Consider the following 18,562-nt stretch of genomic DNA (forward strand, 5'->3'; position numbering starts at 1 on the left):
GTTGCAGGTCCCCCTTGTATTACTTATTACGTTTAATATAGTCTAATAAACGTTCAATATCCCACGTGTTAATCACGTTATCTTTTTGAATCCAACCTTTACGTGCTGCTGCTACACCTGTTTCCATATCTTCTAACATTTCAAGCGTATGAGCATCCGTATTAATCGCTACTTTCACACCAGCATCTTGTGCTTGTTTTAATAATTTCGCGCTTAAATCTAGACGGTTCGGATTCGCATTTAATTCTAAAACTGTATTTGTCTCTTTTGCTAGTTCAATTAATAAATCTGTATCTACATCATAACCCTCACGACGCCCGAGAAGACGTCCTGTAGGATGGGCAATCATTGTGACATGTTTATTCTCAAGTGCAGTACGTAGACGCTTCATAATCGTTTCACGGTCTTGTGAGAAGCTAGAGTGAATCGCTCCAATGACATAATCTAATTCTGCTAATACTTCATCATCAAAATCAAGCGAGGCATCTGGTAAAATGTCCATTTCAATTCCGCGTAAAATTGTAATGTCTGGATACTTTTCATTCATACGTTCAATTTCTTTCGCTTGCTCACGAAGACGCTCTTTCGTTAAACCGTTCGCCACTTTCAAATATTGCGAGTGATCAGTAATCGCCATAAACTTATATCCACGAGCACGGCACGCTTGTACCATTTCTTCAATAGAAAAAGCACCGTCACTCCAAGTTGTATGCATATGTAAATCACCTTGTATATCGGAAAACTGAATTAAGTTCGGATACTCTTTAATTAATTCAATTTCTTTTCCATCTTCACGCACTTCTGGCGGAATAAATGGCAAACCGAAATGAGCAAAGAAGTCTTCTTCAGTCTCAAATGTTTTCACTTCACCTGTTTCCAAGTTCTCTACACCGTACTCACTAATTTTCTCGCCTTTATCTTTTGCGATTTGACGCATTTTCACATTATGGTCTTTTGATCCTGTGAAATGGTGAAGAGTTGTAATAAACTCTTCTGGTTTTACTAAACGGAAATCAATTGAAATATCATATTCATATTGAAGACGGACAGAAACTTTCGTATCTCCACTTGCTATTACTTCAATCATATTATCAAATTGTAGTAAATGCTCACGTACCGCTGCTGGTTCTGTTGTTGCAATGATAAAATCTAAATCTTTCACTGTTTCACGAACACGGCGCAAACTACCAGCGCGAGAGAAACGAATTACTTCAGCAATATTCGACAATTTCTCCTCTATTTCCCCGGCAATAGGCAATACCATCGCAATTGGTAAACGCTCTGGACGAGAGCCTACTTGATCGATTGCTTCTAATATTTTCTCTTCTGTCTTCTTACCGAAACCTGCTAAAGCTTGTACTTTATTTTCCTCACAAACAGCTTTTAGCGATTCCATATCAACAACACCAAGTTCTTTGTATAACTTAGCTACCTTCTTACCACCAAGACCTGGTAGTTTTAATAACGGCAATAAGCTACTTGGTACTTCTTTTTCAAGTTCTTGTAATACTTCAGATGTTCCCGATTCTATATATTCTTGAATAACTGCTGCTGTTCCTTTTCCGATGCCCGGAATCTTCGTGAAATCTTCAATCTCAGAAAGACTACGATCATCACTTTCTAATGCTGCTGCCGCTTTACGAAATGCAGATATTTTAAATGGATTCGCGCCCTTTAATTCCATAAAAAGCCCGATTGTCTCTAATAATTTGATCACTTGTTTTTTATTTACTTTCATCATTGCCCCGCCTTTCTTTCATAGAAAAAAACTTCTCTTTCCGAAAAAAGAGAAGTTATACTCTGCTACCTGTCTGCCATAGTTCCTTCACCTTTTCAGATAGAATCGGTGTATCGTCTACAATTATTTTGCTAATTGATGATTTTTGTAATGGTGTTTGTACTTGTTCAATCGGAAGAATGTTTCCAATGATAATTAAGACAAACAAAATAATATATACTTCTAAAAATCCGAGGATTGCCCCCGCAAACGCATTTACTTGCTTTAAAACCGGTATTTCTGCAAACATATTTAACAAATTACCAAGTAATGAAAGTGCAATTTTAGTAATAATAAACAATATGATAAACGCAAGCGCTTGATAAAATACTGTCTCAATATTATTTGCATCAATCCATTCTGGAACAGATACGTTTTTATCAAATGGATACGGAATAAATTTCGCAAGTGCTGGCGCTAAATCTTTACAGTACCAGTATGCAACAAGGTATGCGATAATAAAGCTTGTTAACTTTACAAGTTGCAGAATAAACCCTCTGCGTAAGCCGAGGAAAAATCCCATAACAAGCAGTAAAATGATAATAATATCAATCATGTTATTCCATTCCTTTTTTTGTCATACTTTCTTTCAATTTCTCATGTTCTTCTTTTAATTTTATGTAATCGTGTATGACGTTTACCGCCGTCAATACCGCTAGTCTACTCGTGTCAAGCGAAGGATTCTTGGCATTGAGTTCGCGCATTTTATCATCCACAATCGCTGCTACCATGCGGATATGACTTGTACTTTCATCGCCAACAACTGAATATTGCTGACCATAGATTTCTACATTAATTCGACTTTTCTTTCCCTTTTGTTGTGACAACTCACCGGCCTCCAATCACGTACAGAATCCTAAAGTTTATCATACCATGAACCTTCATAATATGGAAACAGAAAGAACAATCCGATATGATAAAAATAACAATATAAAAAAAGGGGCGACCATTATGTCAAATTCTATCGTAATTCAAACAAATTCTACAGTAATTGAAGACATGAAACAACAATATAAACATTCGCTTAGCCCAAAAACTCCGCAAGGCGGGATCTTCATGGCAAAGGTACCATCTTGCACGATTACAGCGTATAAATCTGGAAAAGTAATGTTCCAAGGAGGCCGCGCTGAAGCAGAAGCTTCTCGTTGGCAAACTGTCTCTCAAACACCGAAAACAGCTGTAAAAAAATCTGTCGATTCCCATCGTTATGCGCCTCCTGCTTCCATCGGTACAATGTCTATTGTAGGGTCTGATGAAGTTGGTACGGGAGATTTCTTTGGACCGATGACAGTCGTTGCTGTATATGTGGATGCAAAGCAAATTCCACTACTAAAAGAACTTGGTGTAAAAGACTCTAAAAACTTAAATGACGATCAAATTACTGCCATTGCGAAACAACTTCTACACGTTGTTCCTTATAGCTCTCTTGTCCTTCATAACGAAAAATATAACGAGCTATTTGATAAAGGAAACAACCAAGGTAAGTTAAAAGCTTTACTACACAATAAAGCTATTACAAACTTATTAGCTAAAATGGCACCTACAAAACCTGAAGGCGTCTTAATCGATCAATTCACACAACCTGATACATACTATAAATATTTAGCAAAACAAAAACAGGTACAGCGTGAAAATGTTTACTTCGCTACGAAAGGTGAAAGTGTTCATTTAGCTGTTGCCGCCGCTTCCATTTTAGCTCGCTACTCATTCGTAAAACAGTTTGACGAACTAAGTAAAAAAGCTGGTATGCCACTTCCAAAAGGTGCTGGTAAACAAGTTGATATCGCTGCTGCTAAATTAATTCAAAAGCTTGGTAAAGAACGATTACCTGAGTTTGTGAAACTGCATTTCGCTAATACGGAGAAGGCGATTCGCTTATTAAAATAGTATCGACAAAAACAGGAGCCTACAAACTCCTGTTTTTTGTTTCACCCTACTATTGTCCTTATAGTTTTGTTATAATTATAATATACAGATTATTATAAAATAGGAGGAGATCCCCATTGCTACTTCTACAAATGATTCTAAATATTTTACTAGGCGATCCACACGAAAGACAGTTTGAAATTAGGGAAAACATTCAGCTACTAAGTGAACAACGAGCGTTCAACGATTTAATAGAGCGTTATGGTCGCTCTTTCTTATTAAACTTTCGGATTCGAAGATTTATCGGGAAACACGATGCTCGCTCGTTAATACATAATCCAGCAAAACTACAACACTTCTGTGAGGAACTTGAATGTATGATTAGAAAAAGGAGGTTTTTCATATGAACGCTGTAAAAGTTAAAAAGATATTATATATTTTCGTACACCTCGTAGGCCCACTTTCTTACTTCACTATTTCTACCATTTGAGGAGCTTTTTTCACTACTAAATCCACATTCGAAAATATATCTGATAATCTTGGCGTGATGGCCATCTATTACGTGTTCATGAGTTTACTGTGGTTTTTCTATTTAGATCGATTAGGCAAAGACATAAATAAGATTACAAAAGAAATTAACGATAAGAAGATGTAATACATGAAAAAAGGAGAGTCGCCAAGACTCTCCTTTTTTATGTTAGCTTCGTTTCTGCTTCTTATTTGATGAAGGTACTTTATGTGAACCTGTTTCATGTGTCGTCGTTCCTTGTCCTTCTACTTCTGGAGAACCTAGGCCCGATCTTGAATGATCTTTTTTCACTTTTTTACTCATTTATATTCACCCCTTCGCGTTACTTTTTGCTACAGGGTAATAAACTATGCAAAAGAAAAAGCGAGAGGAAATCCTCTCGCTTTTTTCACATTTTAGAACTCAGAAGAACCTGGAGTTCTTGGGAATGGAATTACGTCACGGATGTTAGCCATGCCAGTGATGTACATTAGGAAGCGCTCGAAACCTAGACCGAATCCAGCGTGTTTTGTACCGCCGTATTTTCTAAGTTCTAAGTACCACCAGTAATCCTCTTCGTTCATACCTAATTCTTTAATTCTGTCTACTAAAACGTCCATTCTTTCTTCACGTTGGCTTCCGCCGATTAATTCGCCGATGCCAGGAACTAGAAGGTCAGTAGCAGCTACTGTTTTACCGTCTTCATTTAAACGCATGTAGAATGCTTTAATGTCTTTCGGATAGTCAGTTACGAATACAGGGCGTTTGAAGATTTCTTCTGATAAGTATCTTTCGTGCTCTGTTTGTAAGTCAATTCCCCATTCTACTGGGTATTTGAAATCAGCACCTGATTCTTGAAGCACTTTAATTGCTTCTGTATAAGTGATGCGACCGAAGTCAGAGTTAATTACGTTGTTCATGCGCTCAAGAACTGTTTTATCAACGAAGCTGTTGAAGAATTCCATTTCTTCTGGTGCATGCTCTAATACGTATTTCATTGCATATTTCAGCATATCTTCTGTAAGGTTCATTACGTCCCCTAGTTCAGCGAATGCAATCTCAGGCTCAACCATCCAGAACTCAGCAGCGTGGCGAGTTGTGTTTGAGTTTTCCGCACGGAATGTAGGTCCGAATGTGTATACATCACGGAATGCTAATGCATAAGCTTCAGCGTTCAGCTGTCCACTTACTGTTAAGTTTGTTTCTTTACCGAAGAAGTCTTTTGACTCATCAACTTTTCCGTCTTCACCTTTTGGTAGGTTATTTAAATCTTGCGTTGTTACGCGGAACATTTCGCCAGCACCTTCTGTATCACTACCAGTGATGATAGGTGTATGAACATGTACGAATCCACGCTCTTGGAAGAATTGGTGAATCGCAAATGCTGCGATAGAACGTACGCGGAACGTTGCAGAGAATGCATTTGTTCTTGGACGTAAGTGAGCGATTGTACGTAAGTATTCAAATGTATGACGCTTCTTTTGAAGTGGGTAATCAGAATCTGATAAGCCCTCGATATCAATTTTTTCTGCTTTAATTTCAAATGGTTGCTTCGCTCCAGGCGTTGCAATTACTTTACCTTCTACTTTAACTGAAGAGCTAAGTGGAAGTTTTGCAATTTCTTTGAAGTTCTCTAATTCTGTATCGAAAACGATTTGAACGCTTTTGAAGAAGCTACCGTCGTTTAATTCGATGAAACCAAATGCTTTTGAATCACGTAAGTTACGAATCCACCCTGATACTTGTACTGTTTGATCTGCATACTTTTCTGTATCTCTATACAGACTTTTTACTAATGTGTTTTCCATAGTGAAATTCTCCTTTGCTCATATATTTAAATACAAAAAAACCTTTCATCCATAAAGGGACGAAAGGTTAAACTTCGCGGTACCACCCAATTTGTCATAAAGACCAACTTTAACTCGTATGTAATACATACTTCCCGGTTTGTAACAGGCCGGATTCCCGTCTAAGTCTACTCTTGAATACAAGATTCAATTTCGGTTAGCAACTCCAAGGTGTTCTTCACATATACCGCCTCATCAGGCTCTCACCGTCCCTGACTCGCTTTGGATTATAGTATATACTACTTTTCCTTATCATCGTCTTTCATTTTGTTAAACTAAAATTAATGTACTACATTCGAGAGAAAGATGCAAGGTGTCGGAAAATATATGAGCGATTTTTGTAATATATCGACTTACCGACAGTGTCCGACAACTAACCCAATAAAAAAATTGCCGGAATATATCCGGCAATTTTCTAATTACTTACGTAACTCCGCACCGAATTTCTCTTCTACCGTTGTTAGTACACGGTTATGTGCTTCTGTTACTTCTTCGTCTGTTAATGTACGTTCTGCATCGAAGTAAGTCATAGAGAATGCAAGTGATTTCTTGCCTTCTTCCATTTTTTCACCTTCGTATAAGTCGAATAGTGTTACGTCTTTCAGAAGTTCTCCGCCAGCTTCAGCAATGACTTGCTTCATTTCACCAGCTTTTGTTTCTTTTGTTACTACAACAGCCATGTCACGTGTCATAGATGGGAAACGTGGAATTGCTGCGTAGTAAGTTTCTTCAGCGTCTGCACCGAATACTTTTACAAGAGATAATTCAAATACGAATGTATTTTTCACATCTAATTGTTTTTCTGCTTCTGGGTGCAATTGACCGATGAAACCAATTACTTCGCCATCTAATACGATGTCAGCTGTACGGCCTGGGTGCATACCTTCGCGTTTTGCTGGTGCATATGTGATTTGGTTTGCAACGCCAAGTACGTCGAATAGTCCTTCTAGTACACCTTTCACAACGAAGAAGTCTACTACTTTCTTCTCACCTTGCCATGCATGGTGAAGAGCAAGACCTGTCATAACACCTGCAAGATGTTGTTCTTCTTTCGGAAGTTCTCCTTCTTCTGTCGGTAAGAAGATAGAACCTACTTCGTATAAAGCAACGCTGTCGTTTTTACGAGCGACATTGTATGAAACTGCTTCTAGTAATTGCGGTACTAAGCTTAAACGAAGTTGGCTACGTTCTTCACTCATTGGAAGCGCAAGACCTACAGGCGCCTTTTCGTTTGGCTCAACCATATATTGTTTCGCTTTGTCAGCGCTTGTTAATGAATACGTGATTGCTTCATATAAACCAGCACCCTCTAAGAAGCGGCGTACTTTACGACGTTTCGTTTGTGCTGATGTTAATTTACCACGAGTCATCGTTCCAGAAGGTAATGTAACTGGAATGTGGTCATAACCGTATAGACGGCCCACTTCTTCTACTAAGTCTTCTGAAATTGTAATATCAGGACGACGTGCTGGTACATTCACGTGGAATGTTCCTTCTACTTCTGTGAATGGGAATTTCAAGTTTGTGAACATTGTACCCATTTCACTCGCAGAAATATTTGTACCTAATACACGGTTTACTTTTTCAGCAGTAACAGATACTGTACGCTCTTGTACTTGTAAGTTGTCAGCTTCTACTACACCTTCAAGTGCTTCACCGCCAGCATATTTCGCCATTAAAGCAGCTGCGTGTTGAATTGCTTCAAATGTACGTGTTGGGTCGATTCCTTTTTCGAAACGTGCACTTGATTCACTACGAAGACCTAAGTCTTTTGATGTACGACGTACTGTTTGACCTGCAAAATATGCAGACTCAATTAGAACGTTTACTGTCTCATTTGTAACTTCAGAATCCGCCCCGCCCATTACACCAGCAACAGCTAAAGCTTTCGTGCCGTTTGTAATTACAAGGTGGTGGCTTTGTAATGTACGCTCTTGATCATCTAACGTTTCAATTTTTTCGCCTTCTTTTGCAAGACGAACAACGATTTCTTTTGAACCTAATTTATCGTAATCGAATGCATGTAACGGTTGACCGTATTCCATTAAAATGTAGTTTGTAATATCAACTACGTTGCTAATTGGACGAATGCCAGCTGCCATAAGACGAGTTTGCATCCACATTGGTGATGGACCAATCTTTACGTTTTTAACCATTTTTGCAATGTATAATGGGTTTTCTTCTTTCGCTTCTACACTTACAGAAATATAATCAGAAGTTTTTTCTGCTGTTTCTTGTAAGTCGATAGCTGGAAGCTTTACTTCGCGGCCATAAATAGCAGCTACTTCGTAAGCAACACCTAACATGTTTAAGCAATCTGCACGGTTTGGTGTTAAGCCAAGCTCAAGTACTTCATCGTGTAAGTTTAAAATTTCAAGTGCATCTGCACCAACTTCAGCGTCACTTGGGAAGATGAAGATACCATCTGCGTATTCTTTTGAAACTAACTTTCCATCAATACCAAGCTCTTGAAGAGCACAAACCATACCGTGAGAAGCTTCACCGCGTAGTTTTGCTTTTTTGATTTTGAAGTTACCAGGAAGTACAGCTCCAACTTTTGCAACTGGTACTTTTAAACCTTTTGCAATGTTAGCAGCTCCACAAATAATTTGAACTGGCTCTTCTTCACCGATATCGATTAAGCATTTGCTTAATTTATCAGCTTCTGGGTGTTTTTCACATTCTAATACGTGACCAACTACAACACCTTTTACACCTTTATTTAATACTTCAACGCCTTCTACTTCAATACCACTTTTCGTGATTTTATCTGCTAGTTCTTGTGCTGTTACATCTTTAATATCTACATACTCTTGTAACCAACGATATGATACGAACATACTTATCCTCTCCTTCCCTTACGCTCGTTTGAATTGTTGTAAGAAACGTACATCATTTGTATAGAAATGACGAATGTCATCTACTCCGTATTTCAACATTGCGATACGCTCTGCGCCCATACCGAATGCGAAACCTTGATATTCTTTTGAATCATAACCAGCCATTTCAAGTACGTTCGGGTGAACCATACCTGCGCCTAGAATTTCAATCCAGCCAGTTCCTTTACAAGTGCCGCAGCCTTTGCCATGACACATCATACAAGAAATATCCATCTCTACAGATGGCTCTGTGAATGGGAAGAAACTTGGACGAAGACGGATTTCACGATCTTCACCGAACATCTTTTTCACGAATACTTGCAGTGTACCTTTTAAGTCACTCATACGAATGTTTTTATCAATTACAAGACCTTCAATTTGCATGAACTGATGTGAATGCGTCGCATCGTCGTCATCACGGCGATACACTTTACCAGGACAAATAATTTTAATTGGGCCTTTTTCTTTATTATTTTCCATCGTACGTGCTTGCACAGAAGATGTATGTGTACGTAGTAACGTTTCTTCTGTGATGTAGAATGTATCTTGCATATCACGCGCTGGGTGATCTTTCGGTAAGTTTAGTGCTTCGAAGTTGTAGTAGTCTTTTTCTACTTCTGTTCCTTCAGCTACTTCATAACCCATACCGATGAATACATCTTCAATTTGCTCAACAACAGCCGTTAACGGATGGTGACAACCTGTTTCAACAGGACGACCTGGCAATGTAACATCAATTGTTTCAGTAGCTAATTTCGCTTCAATTACTGCTTTTTCTAAGTTACTAATTTTGTCGTCTAGACGCGTTTGAATCGCTTCACGTACTTCATTTACTAATGCTCCCATACGTGGACGCTCTTCTGCTGATAATTTTCCCATGCCGCGTAATACTTCTGTAATTGGACCTTTTTTTCCTAAATACGCTACGCGTACGTCGTTTAAGCCTTTCAGCTCTTTCGCTTCTTCAATAAGCTCTAACGCTTTTTGCTTTAGCTCTTTTAAACGTGCTTCCATTTTGGAACCCTCCTAATTTTAAAAATAAAAAAACCTCGCTCCCAAAAAGGGACGAGGTAAATTCGCGGTACCACCCTAAATTGACAGAACATGTCTGCCCACTCATTAGTTATAACGATCAATTCTGACCGGAACGCCTTTACATATACATGGTCCTGGCGTCAACTCCAGAGGTGAATTCACTTTCGTCTACCATAAGAATGCTTTCAGTCTACGACATTCTCTCCCTATATGGCGATTTTGTAAGCTACTCTTCTCTATCAACGTTTTTCGTTATTTAACTTTTAATATAATGTACTTCAACTTATTATAAGAAGTTTTTTATTTGTTCGCAACCGGGCTTTGCAAATAATACGTTAAAATCCCTGCTGCAACCGCAACATTTAATGATTCTGCCCCGCCGTAAATCGGAATATACAAGTTTTGATCCGTTTTTGCAAGAATTTCTTGGCGTACGCCATTTCCTTCATTTCCTACAATTAATGCAAAACTGCCAGCCGGCGTTACTTCACCATACGGAACTCCATTTTCAAGAGCTGTTCCATATACAGGAACGTTATATTCTTTTAACTTGTCTACCCATTCTTCTAAGTTCCCTTTTACAATTGGTAAGTGGAAAATAGAGCCTTGTGTAGAGCGGAGTACTTTACTATTGTAAACATCAACACAACCTTCTCCAAGCACAACGGCGTGAATACCAGCTGCATCAGCTGTACGAATAATTGTTCCTAAATTACCTGGGTCTTGCAGGCCATCTAATAAAAGGAATTTCCCATCAGTAAGAGCTACTTCTTTCTCATGCTTCTCACAAACAGCAAATACACCTTGCGTCGTTTCTGTTTCACGAAGTATTTTTACAATCGCCTCAGGTACGATGTACATTTCCACATCATTAACTGTCCAATCTTTCGGAAGGTCTGTCTGATCTGAAACGATAAGTTCTGTTACAATTCCTGTCTTCAAAGCTTCCTCGACTAAGTGGAATCCTTCTACAAAAAATAAACCTTTTTTATCGCGTTCTTTTTTCGTTTGCAGCTTTTTCCACTGCTTTACACGCGGATTTTGTACTGAATCAATGTTTTTCATAATATGTATTTCCCTCTCTTCTTGTCTTATCATTATAGCCTATTTTTCATACATATTTACATAAAAAAGAACAAAAACTAACGTCAGTTTCAATTCTGAAGAAGAGGTGAAAGCAATGAGTTTTAATTTACGCGGTGCCGTATTAGCGAATGTATCTGGAAATTCACAAGATCAATTACAAGAAACAATCGTCGATGCAATTCAAAGCGGTGAAGAAAAAATGCTTCCAGGTCTTGGCGTTTTATTTGAAGTCATTTGGAAAAACGCTGATGAAAATGAAAAGCACGAAATGTTAGAAACACTAGAGCAAGGATTAAAAAAATAAGCAATTTGAAAATCACCTTTGCATAAGCTAAGGTGATTTTTTTGCAGAAAAATTTTTTCTTCTCCTAAACATTTCTACTTTACTAACGAACTATGATGGAGTACAATGTTCAAAATACATTTAAACCGATCGATTTTTCTTCATATACACCATAAGATAAAAGGAGTGAATGTTTTATGCACCGTATTACGCTTGAACAAATTTTTAAACACCACATTACACAAAAATACGTAAACCGTTCTGGAATGGTCCACGCGATCGCTGTCGCTTACCATGCGTTTCACCTAGCCAAAAAGCATCACGCCTCAGTCGATGCTGCCACAAAAGCTGGCTTCCTTCATGATATCGGACATCATACGTGGTACACAGGCGGCGAATGGGATTATGACTTATATAAAAAGAATGATATCCATGCAATTAAAGGCGCTGAAAGAGCACATAAATTACTTATTAGATTAGGAGAACATCCAAAACTAGCAAAAGAAATTTCTATTGCAATTCTTCTTCATACAGATTCTTTCTTAGTGGAACAAGAAATTGAAAGAACATCTCTTCAAAATATTATTAAATGGGCAGACGAAGCAGATGAAGAACCGGGCGGAGCGCATCATTATCGAACAATTTCTTATGAAAAAGCACTTAAAGCAATTCAGCAATTAGATCGATTGGTAGAGCGTGAATTGCAAATAGAGCAAGCAAAATTGAATAACAAGACAGAACATAGTTATCAATGAGAAAGAGGCATCACTACAGGGTGATACCTCTTTTATTATTTTATGGAAAATACACCTTTATCCCGCATTAACGAGCAGTAAGACCCCCACCTCGAAATTCAGCAAAGACGAGGAAGTTAGGTGGAGAATCAACTGCCCGTAAAAGCCCGATTGGTGAGGGCTGATAATCAGTGGGGGATGAACCTCCCCAATGATTAAAGTTTCACTTTATATGTAATATTTAAATGTTACATTCAAAAACATCTTACTTTATAATTAAATATGCAAATATAAAAGAGGTGATTTTACAAATGCAACCCGCTACACAGCTTTCTAATGAACAAAAACACTCGATGTCATGGGGACAATTTATTAGCTCTGTTTTATTCGCCTTTTTTGGAACTGGACTTATTACTATGTTCCTCGCAATGCCATTAACAATTTATACAGCAGGTCTTACAGATAAAAAACAAGTTGCCCTGTATGAATCTATTGCAAATACTGCAAGTACCGTATTACAACTAGCTGTATTGTTATTCTTCATTTTTAAATTCGAACCCGCAAAAAAATTACTACTAAAATCTTTTAACTTTAAAACACTGAAAGAATGGCGCACATACGTATACTTACTTCTTTTCTTCGTTATCAACATCATACTCAATTACATCTTGTTAAATTATGTGTTCCAAGACGCAACAAAGCAGCAATCTTCCGCACTAAGCTTAGACGTCTTTAAGCAATATCAAATATTATTACTTCTCAGCTTTGCAATACTCACACCCATTTTTGAAGAACTTATTTTCCGTGGTTTTATACTTCGCTTCTTCTCAGAACGCTTTCCATTTTGGATTGCAGCCATCGTAACAAGTTTCTTCTTCGGTATCGCTCATACATACTCACTTGGGGTAATGGTAATTACTTTCTTTATGGGATTATTAATGGCCATTTTATGTAAAAAAACAAAGTCCATTATTCCAGCTATGTTATTTCATATTATGAATAACATGTTGGCATTCTTGAGTTAAAAAGAGGTATCATCGCGATACCTCTCTTTACTCTTTTATCATAACTTCAAACTCTTCTGCGGTTAGCGTTTTTGATAATCCGTATCGTTATTACCCATTTCCTTCAATTTATATATACTCATTAATAATATCCAAAATAAACCTCATGTAGTAAAATATAACTTAATTCACATAAAGGAGTTTACATATGTTCAGTATTATTTGGATGCTTTTCACGCCACTTCTCTTACTATGCGGGATTGCTGGTGGTATTTTTTTAATAGTAACGGGGATTAAATATCGGAAATTACTCGTTGGTTTAATGGGGCTACTTAGCCTATCCTTTGTCACACTACCTTTTGTTCTTTTAAGTGTAGGGATTCATATCGATACAATTTTCCCGATTCCAACTGCTCTTTACTGGACCCTATTTTCTTTAACTGGATTATTAGCAGGGGTAAGTGGAGTACAAGCCAAAATTAAAAGTATACGTAATATGGGATTCATTATTTTTACCATTGGAATATTAGGTGTTATCTTCTGGGAGCTCATGTCTGTAGGTGATTCATTCTATATATAATATTTTTTAGCAACCTACAAATCGGAGGTAATACAGAAGTGTTTGGAATATTAACTTGGATGATTTTAGCTCTTACTTTAATGTTATGCGCATTTATCGTTGGTATTTTTTTAATTATTTATGGTATTAAATATCATAAATCACTCACTATTATAGCTGGTTTAATTAGCATATTACTTATCGTTGTTCCTATCGTTTGTATAGGTTCTGGAATAGATTTAGAGGGGATGGTTCCAATTTCGGGAACTTTATATTGGTGCTTCTTCTCTTTAGCTGGACTATTAGCTATTATAAGCGGCAGGCAAATATCGAGTATTTGTTCTATGGGGATAATTTTGTTTCTAGCAGGGCTGTGCTCCGTAACTGGTTATCATTTTTTATATCTCACTCTTTAAAAAGACAAAAAAGCAGGGAAATTAATTCCCTGCTTTTCTATTTGGTTTATTGCCTGATTGTAAGAAGAACGATAACACCCAAGCGATACCTGCTAGTATCGTTGCGATTAAGAAGGCATCGTTAATACCGTTAATTGCAGATAGCTTTGAAATTTGTCCATATAATAGTTGTGTGCTCATCGCGTCTCCTGCTTGAGCTGATCCAGCTAAGGCCGCTAAGCTTTGACCCATGCCGTGTACTTTATCAACTAAAATTGGGTTTGATGTTGTTAACATGTTGCCGTAATCAGCTACGTGAGCAGTCGTTTGTTGCGTCATAAGTGTAATTAAAATAGCTGTTCCGATTGAACCCGCTACTTGTCTTGACGTATTTTGCGTTGCTGTACCGTGAGAAATTAATTTCATCGGCAGCGCGTTCATACCAGCTGTCATAATTGGCATCATAATGAATGACATACCAATTGAACGTATAATGTAATCCGTCATAATAACGCTATACGGCGTATCCATCGATAATTTTGTAAATTCATATGTCGCATACGTCGTAATTGCCAATCCAATTATCGCTAATGGACGAATACCATATTTATCGAATAATTTACCCGCTACTGGTCCCATGATCCCCATAATTAATGATCCTGGAAGAAGTAGTAAACCAGATTCAATTGGCGTAAAGCCACGAATGTTTTGCAGATATACTGGAAGCAATAACATACCTCCGAATAATGCCATCGTAACGATTGCATTAATTACTAAAGTAAAAGTAAATACTGGATATTTAAATACTTGTAAATCAAGCATTTTATTGTCCGTTGTTAACTCTCTCCAAATAAATAACGCTAAACCAATTACACCGATAACAAGTGAAATAATGACTTCTGCACTAGTCCAACTATTATTTCCAGCTTCACTAAATCCGTACAATAAGCTTCCTAGTCCAATACTTGAACTAACCACACCGAATATATCTAATTTCGTTTTAGACACCGGCTGAGCTAGTGTAAAGAATTTTAAAGATAGGAACGTAATAATTAAACCAATAATAAACATCGCATAGAACATTAAGTTCCAGCTATAGTTTTCAATCACCCAACCTGTTACAGTTGGTCCGATAGCTGGTGCTAAAATCATCGCTACACCTAGTAATCCCATCGCCGCTCCGCGTTTATGAGGCGGGAATAACGTCATGAAGATATTCATACCAACCGGCATTAAAATACCCGCACCAACTGCTTGAATTACGCGACCTGTCATCATCATTGTAAAGTTTCCTGAAGTAGCACAAATGATAGATCCTACCGTGAAGAATAACATTGCTGCTACAAATAATTTACGATACGTAAATCGTGAAACTAAAAAGGCACTAATCGGTACTAAAATACCATTTACAAGCATGAAGCCTGTAATTAACCATTGTGCTGTTGAAGTTGATACATTAAATTCATTCATTAACGGAGGTAATGCAACGTTAATGATTGTTTGGTTTAAAATAGAAACGAACATGCCGAGAATTAATACAGCTACAACTGCTTTTACGTTCACATTCTCTACAGGCATAGACATTTGTTTTTTCGGCACTTCTTTTTCTTGTTTTACTTCTTCTTGCTTTCCTGTTTCTAACTCAACTACATTAGAAATTTCCGATTCTTGCTTTCGTTCAATTTCTTTCTCTTCTGTTTCAACTTTACTTACTTCTATTTTACTTACGGCTGGGACTTGTTCTTCTCCCATTTTCGTTTTTTTCTTTCGTAAAAGACGATTTACAAGGAAGAAGACGATTATACAAAATAGTGCATATCCTGCAATTACAATTGAGGACATCTCATCTCCCCCTTACTTATGAATACGAACTGTCACATTCATGCCAGGAACAATATTTACTGATTTGCTATGATCTAAAGAAATTTTAACTGGTACTACTTGTGTTACTTTCGTATAGTTCGCTGTTGCGTTGCTTGATGGCAACATAGAGAATGTATTCGCTGTTGTTAAGCCAACTTGTTCTACTTTTCCTGTTAACGTTGTATCTGGGTATGCATCTACATACACATCTACATCTTGACCTTTTTGAACATCATCAACATCTGTTTCTTCAATGTTTGCTGTTACCCATAAATTGTTCATATCAAATGCATAAGCAATTGGGCTACCCGCTCCAACGAAAGCATTTGTTGTCGCGTTTGATTGTACAACTGTTGCATTTTGTGGAATTGTTACATCTACTGTTTGTTCTCCATTAGCTGCCGCTACAGTAACAGTACCTAATTTATCGTTCTCATTATAATTTTTTCCTACTTCAGCTTTCCAGTCAGTTAGTTTACCTGCTACTGGTGAAGCAACCGGAATTACCTTTCCATCAATCTTTGCATTGTCTGTTTTTAAGTAATTTTCCGTTTGATTGTAATAGTAATAACCGCCAATACCGCCGCCAACTAGTACAATTAATGTGATAATGTTGATAATTACCATTCTTCGAAACTGATTCATTGCATTCCTCTCCTTATATCGCATATAATTTTTTTCTAAACTATTTATGTCCTTATTGTTTAGATTGTTTAATTGTTAATTATATTAACCTTTTAACAAAAAAATCACACCATCTGCAGCGTAAATCGAAACTTCTCTACCTGCGAGCGGTGCTGATTTCTGAAGGACTATCGTTTATAATTATAAATAATTATTTTGAATCTACAACCGACAATTTACGTATGAAATGTCGTTTAAACAACAATATAATACCAATATGTTGTTTAAGTATAGAAAATTAAACGAGGGGAAATAAAAATGTCTATTAAAAATACAAATGATCCACGTGTAAAACGGACGAGACAACTCATACAGGATGCTTTTGTCGCTTTAGTAGGCGAAAAAGGTTTTGAAAATGTAACTGTGCAACATATCGCAGAACGCGCTCCTGTAAACCGCGCTACATTTTATAGCCATTACCACGATAAATATGACTTACTAGACAAAAGCATTGAAGAAATGTTAGAAAAGCTAACTGAAGTAATTAAACCGAGAAATAGAAATAAAGAAGATTTCCAACTAACATTTGATTCGCCACATCCAAGTTTTTTGGCCTTGTTCGAACATATTGCAGAAAACACTAACTTCTATAACGTCATGCTTGGTGATAAAGCTGCTGGAAACTATACGTATAAGATGATGAAAGCAATTCAAACGCATTTAACATTAAGCCTCTCTATTTCACAACCTAACGATGAAAAACTAATGGTTCCACGCGATATTCTCATTAGTTATGTTACTGGTGCCCACCTAGGAATGATTATGTCATGGCTAAAAAGAGGGATGATATATACCCCGCATTTTATGGCGATGCAATTAACTCGTTTAATTATTTTAGGGGCTCATACTGCTGCAGGATTAGAAAGGCCTTTTTAAAACATAAAAAAGCGAAGGAGAAGCTCCTTCGCTTTTTCTATTAATTAAATGTAATGTTATGTACAGCCTCTTTATCAAGACGTTTAATAACTTCTACAATTAACTTCACTGCATTTTCATAATCATCACGATGTAACATTGCCGCATGAGAATGGATATAGCGCGTTGCAATTGTAATTGCCATAGAAGGAATACCATTTACAGCAATGTGAATCGCACCCGCATCCGTTCCTCCGCCTGCTACTGAATCATATTGATACGGGATTTGTAATTCATCAGCAACATCAACTACGAAATCACGTAAACCTGTATGTCCAATAACAGAAGCATCATATAAAATGATTTGTGGTCCATCGCCCATTTTACTTTGTGCTTCTTTTGACGTTACACCCGGTGTATCTCCAGCGATACCAACATCTACTGCGAACGCGATATCTGGTTTAATATAATTCGCAGATGTTTTTGCGCCACGAAGACCAACTTCTTCTTGTACAGTTCCAACGCCATATACAACATTTGGATGCTTTTCATCTTTTAATTGTTTTAATACGTCAATTGCAATTGCACAACCGATTCGGTTATCCCATGCTTTTGCAAGTAACATTTTTTCATTCTTCATCACTTGGAATTCAAAGTAAGGTACAACTTGATCTCCTGGTCGTACGCCCCACTCCATCGCTTCTTCTTGGCTAGAAGCACCGATATCGATGAACATGTCTTTAATTTCAACTGGCTTTTTACGAGCTTCTGGAGGTAAAATGTGCGGTGGTTTTGAACCAATTACACCTGTTACATCTCCTTTACGCGTTACAATCGTCACGCGTTGCGCAAGCATAACTTGTGACCACCAGCCACCAACCGTTTGGAAGCGAAGGAAACCTTTGTCATCGATTTGTGTAATCATAAATCCAACTTCATCTAAATGACCTGCAACCATAATTTTCGGGCCGTTTTCTTCCCCTACTTTTTTCGCAACTAAACTCCCTAAATTATCAGTAGAAAGTTCGTCCGCAAACGGCTCAATATACTTCTTCATTACTTCACGTGGTTCACGCTCATTACCAGCAATACCACGTGCATCTGTTAATTCTTTTAGCATTGTCAATGTCGCGTCTAATTTTGTCATTGCCAACACCCTCCTTTTTCTTCAGTCAATTCATTATACA

At 37.4% G+C, this 18,562-nt stretch carries 19 protein-coding genes, 1 pseudogene and 2 other annotated features; of the genes and pseudogenes, 9 read left to right on the top strand and 11 right to left on the bottom strand.

Features of this window, described 5'->3' with window-relative positions; all coding sequences use genetic code 11:
- Positions 1–19 precede the first annotated feature (19 nt).
- Genes polX through zapA form a run of 3 tightly spaced genes read right to left on the bottom strand, consistent with a single transcriptional unit; the run spans position 20 to position 2,604 of the window.
- Complete coding sequence (polX, locus tag GD442_RS22335; protein ID WP_000867532.1) at positions 20–1,738, bottom strand: DNA polymerase/3'-5' exonuclease PolX; 1,719 nt, start codon at positions 1,736–1,738, stop codon at positions 20–22.
- A gap of 55 nt (positions 1,739–1,793) precedes the next feature.
- Positions 1,794–2,333: a CvpA family protein gene (locus GD442_RS22340; protein WP_000565409.1), complete on the bottom strand. Its 540-nt coding sequence runs from the start codon at positions 2,331–2,333 to the stop codon at positions 1,794–1,796.
- Between the two features lies 1 nt (position 2,334).
- Positions 2,335–2,604, bottom strand: coding sequence for a cell division protein ZapA (gene zapA / locus GD442_RS22345; RefSeq protein WP_000082701.1), 270 nt, complete (start codon positions 2,602–2,604; stop codon positions 2,335–2,337).
- A 124-nt stretch (positions 2,605–2,728) separates the two neighbouring features.
- On the opposite strand from zapA, the gene rnhC reads away from it, so the two are divergent.
- From rnhC to GD442_RS22360, 3 genes and pseudogenes are all read left to right on the top strand, one after another.
- Positions 2,729–3,664 carry a ribonuclease HIII gene (rnhC, locus tag GD442_RS22350; RefSeq protein ID WP_000071590.1) on the top strand — a complete coding sequence of 312 codons (936 nt, stop codon included), beginning with the start codon at positions 2,729–2,731 and terminating at the stop codon, positions 3,662–3,664.
- A 116-nt stretch (positions 3,665–3,780) separates the two neighbouring features.
- A complete protein-coding gene (locus GD442_RS22355; protein ID WP_000925539.1) occupies positions 3,781–4,050 on the top strand; it encodes a hypothetical protein in 270 nt (89 codons plus the stop codon).
- Positions 4,047–4,298 (top strand): annotated as a pseudogene (locus tag GD442_RS22360) (hypothetical protein). The gene GD442_RS22355 and the pseudogene GD442_RS22360 overlap by 4 nt, the downstream one beginning before the upstream one ends.
- A gap of 42 nt (positions 4,299–4,340) precedes the next feature.
- Here GD442_RS22360 and GD442_RS22365 read toward each other — a convergent pair.
- From GD442_RS22365 to GD442_RS22385, 5 genes are all read right to left on the bottom strand, one after another.
- Positions 4,341–4,475 (bottom strand): YuzL family protein, encoded by a 135-nt coding sequence (locus GD442_RS22365; RefSeq protein WP_000039588.1) that lies wholly within the window; start codon positions 4,473–4,475, stop codon positions 4,341–4,343.
- Positions 4,476–4,567: 92 nt separating this feature from the next.
- Positions 4,568–5,959 carry an asparagine--tRNA ligase gene (gene asnS / locus GD442_RS22370; protein ID WP_000432177.1) on the bottom strand — a complete coding sequence of 464 codons (1,392 nt, stop codon included), beginning with the start codon at positions 5,957–5,959 and terminating at the stop codon, positions 4,568–4,570.
- 52 nt (positions 5,960–6,011) lie between these two features.
- Positions 6,012–6,263 (bottom strand) — a binding site (T-box leader).
- Between the two features lie 154 nt (positions 6,264–6,417).
- Entirely contained in the window at positions 6,418–8,838 is a 2,421-nt protein-coding gene (gene pheT / locus GD442_RS22375; protein WP_000498186.1) for a phenylalanine--tRNA ligase subunit beta, read from the bottom strand.
- A gap of 18 nt (positions 8,839–8,856) precedes the next feature.
- A complete protein-coding gene (pheS, locus tag GD442_RS22380) occupies positions 8,857–9,891 on the bottom strand; it encodes a phenylalanine--tRNA ligase subunit alpha (RefSeq protein ID WP_000388219.1) in 1,035 nt (344 codons plus the stop codon).
- Positions 9,892–9,935: 44 nt separating this feature from the next.
- Positions 9,936–10,164 (bottom strand) — a binding site (T-box leader).
- Positions 10,165–10,212: 48 nt separating this feature from the next.
- Positions 10,213–11,010 carry a TrmH family RNA methyltransferase gene (locus tag GD442_RS22385; protein WP_159365207.1) on the bottom strand — a complete coding sequence of 266 codons (798 nt, stop codon included), beginning with the start codon at positions 11,008–11,010 and terminating at the stop codon, positions 10,213–10,215.
- A gap of 82 nt (positions 11,011–11,092) precedes the next feature.
- On the opposite strand from GD442_RS22385, the gene sspI reads away from it, so the two are divergent.
- The 5 genes from sspI to GD442_RS22410 all read left to right on the top strand — a co-directional run bounded on the left by sspI (position 11,093) and on the right by GD442_RS22410 (position 13,994).
- Complete coding sequence (gene sspI / locus GD442_RS22390) at positions 11,093–11,302, top strand: small acid-soluble spore protein SspI (RefSeq protein ID WP_000009509.1); 210 nt, start codon at positions 11,093–11,095, stop codon at positions 11,300–11,302.
- Positions 11,303–11,478: 176 nt separating this feature from the next.
- Positions 11,479–12,036 carry an HD domain-containing protein gene (locus GD442_RS22395; protein WP_000554786.1) on the top strand — a complete coding sequence of 186 codons (558 nt, stop codon included), beginning with the start codon at positions 11,479–11,481 and terminating at the stop codon, positions 12,034–12,036.
- Positions 12,037–12,326: 290 nt separating this feature from the next.
- Complete coding sequence (locus GD442_RS22400) at positions 12,327–13,040, top strand: CPBP family intramembrane glutamic endopeptidase (protein WP_001182108.1); 714 nt, start codon at positions 12,327–12,329, stop codon at positions 13,038–13,040.
- Between the two features lie 187 nt (positions 13,041–13,227).
- Positions 13,228–13,599 carry a hypothetical protein gene (locus GD442_RS22405; RefSeq protein ID WP_000491395.1) on the top strand — a complete coding sequence of 124 codons (372 nt, stop codon included), beginning with the start codon at positions 13,228–13,230 and terminating at the stop codon, positions 13,597–13,599.
- Between the two features lie 38 nt (positions 13,600–13,637).
- Entirely contained in the window at positions 13,638–13,994 is a 357-nt protein-coding gene (locus GD442_RS22410) for a hypothetical protein (protein ID WP_000467057.1), read from the top strand.
- Between the two features lie 21 nt (positions 13,995–14,015).
- On the opposite strand, the gene GD442_RS22415 is transcribed toward GD442_RS22410, so the two are convergent.
- Both GD442_RS22415 and GD442_RS22420 read right to left on the bottom strand, forming a co-directional pair.
- Entirely contained in the window at positions 14,016–15,815 is a 1,800-nt protein-coding gene (locus GD442_RS22415) for a DHA2 family efflux MFS transporter permease subunit (RefSeq protein WP_000095295.1), read from the bottom strand.
- Positions 15,816–15,827: 12 nt separating this feature from the next.
- A complete protein-coding gene (locus GD442_RS22420) occupies positions 15,828–16,481 on the bottom strand; it encodes an HlyD family secretion protein (RefSeq protein WP_001071419.1) in 654 nt (217 codons plus the stop codon).
- A gap of 297 nt (positions 16,482–16,778) precedes the next feature.
- Between GD442_RS22420 and GD442_RS22425 the strand changes: the two genes are divergently transcribed.
- Complete coding sequence (locus tag GD442_RS22425; RefSeq protein WP_000023672.1) at positions 16,779–17,396, top strand: TetR/AcrR family transcriptional regulator; 618 nt, start codon at positions 16,779–16,781, stop codon at positions 17,394–17,396.
- A 40-nt stretch (positions 17,397–17,436) separates the two neighbouring features.
- Here GD442_RS22425 and GD442_RS22430 read toward each other — a convergent pair whose 3' ends face one another.
- On the bottom strand, positions 17,437–18,522 hold the full coding sequence (locus GD442_RS22430) for a M42 family metallopeptidase (RefSeq protein WP_000163555.1): 1,086 nt from the start codon (positions 18,520–18,522) through the stop codon (positions 17,437–17,439).
- Between the last annotated feature and the right edge of the window lie 40 nt (positions 18,523–18,562).

Source organism: Bacillus sp. A260, assembly GCF_009861435.1.
GTDB classification, from domain to species: Bacteria; Bacillota; Bacilli; order Bacillales; family Bacillaceae_G; genus Bacillus_A; species Bacillus_A cereus.

Excerpts from the sequence above, each read along its gene's own strand:
- GD442_RS22405 (WP_000491395.1), top strand. The coding sequence starts at position 13,228 with ATGTTCAGTATTATTTGGATGCTTTTCACGCCACTTCTCTTACTATGC.
- pheS (WP_000388219.1), bottom strand. The coding sequence starts at position 9,891 with ATGGAAGCACGTTTAAAAGAGCTAAAGCAAAAAGCGTTAGAGCTTATT.
- GD442_RS22415 (WP_000095295.1), bottom strand. The coding sequence starts at position 15,815 with ATGTCCTCAATTGTAATTGCAGGATATGCACTATTTTGTATAATCGTC.
- polX (WP_000867532.1), bottom strand. The coding sequence starts at position 1,738 with ATGAAAGTAAATAAAAAACAAGTGATCAAATTATTAGAGACAATCGGG.
- GD442_RS22365 (WP_000039588.1), bottom strand. The coding sequence starts at position 4,475 with ATGAGTAAAAAAGTGAAAAAAGATCATTCAAGATCGGGCCTAGGTTCT.
- GD442_RS22385 (WP_159365207.1), bottom strand. The coding sequence starts at position 11,010 with ATGATAAGACAAGAAGAGAGGGAAATACATATTATGAAAAACATTGAT.
- asnS (WP_000432177.1), bottom strand. The coding sequence starts at position 5,959 with ATGGAAAACACATTAGTAAAAAGTCTGTATAGAGATACAGAAAAGTAT.
- GD442_RS22340 (WP_000565409.1), bottom strand. The coding sequence starts at position 2,333 with ATGATTGATATTATTATCATTTTACTGCTTGTTATGGGATTTTTCCTC.
- GD442_RS22395 (WP_000554786.1), top strand. The coding sequence starts at position 11,479 with ATGCACCGTATTACGCTTGAACAAATTTTTAAACACCACATTACACAA.
- sspI (WP_000009509.1), top strand. The coding sequence starts at position 11,093 with ATGAGTTTTAATTTACGCGGTGCCGTATTAGCGAATGTATCTGGAAAT.
- rnhC (WP_000071590.1), top strand. The coding sequence starts at position 2,729 with ATGTCAAATTCTATCGTAATTCAAACAAATTCTACAGTAATTGAAGAC.
- GD442_RS22400 (WP_001182108.1), top strand. The coding sequence starts at position 12,327 with ATGCAACCCGCTACACAGCTTTCTAATGAACAAAAACACTCGATGTCA.
- GD442_RS22425 (WP_000023672.1), top strand. The coding sequence starts at position 16,779 with ATGTCTATTAAAAATACAAATGATCCACGTGTAAAACGGACGAGACAA.
- GD442_RS22420 (WP_001071419.1), bottom strand. The coding sequence starts at position 16,481 with ATGAATCAGTTTCGAAGAATGGTAATTATCAACATTATCACATTAATT.
- GD442_RS22430 (WP_000163555.1), bottom strand. The coding sequence starts at position 18,522 with ATGACAAAATTAGACGCGACATTGACAATGCTAAAAGAATTAACAGAT.
- pheT (WP_000498186.1), bottom strand. The coding sequence starts at position 8,838 with ATGTTCGTATCATATCGTTGGTTACAAGAGTATGTAGATATTAAAGAT.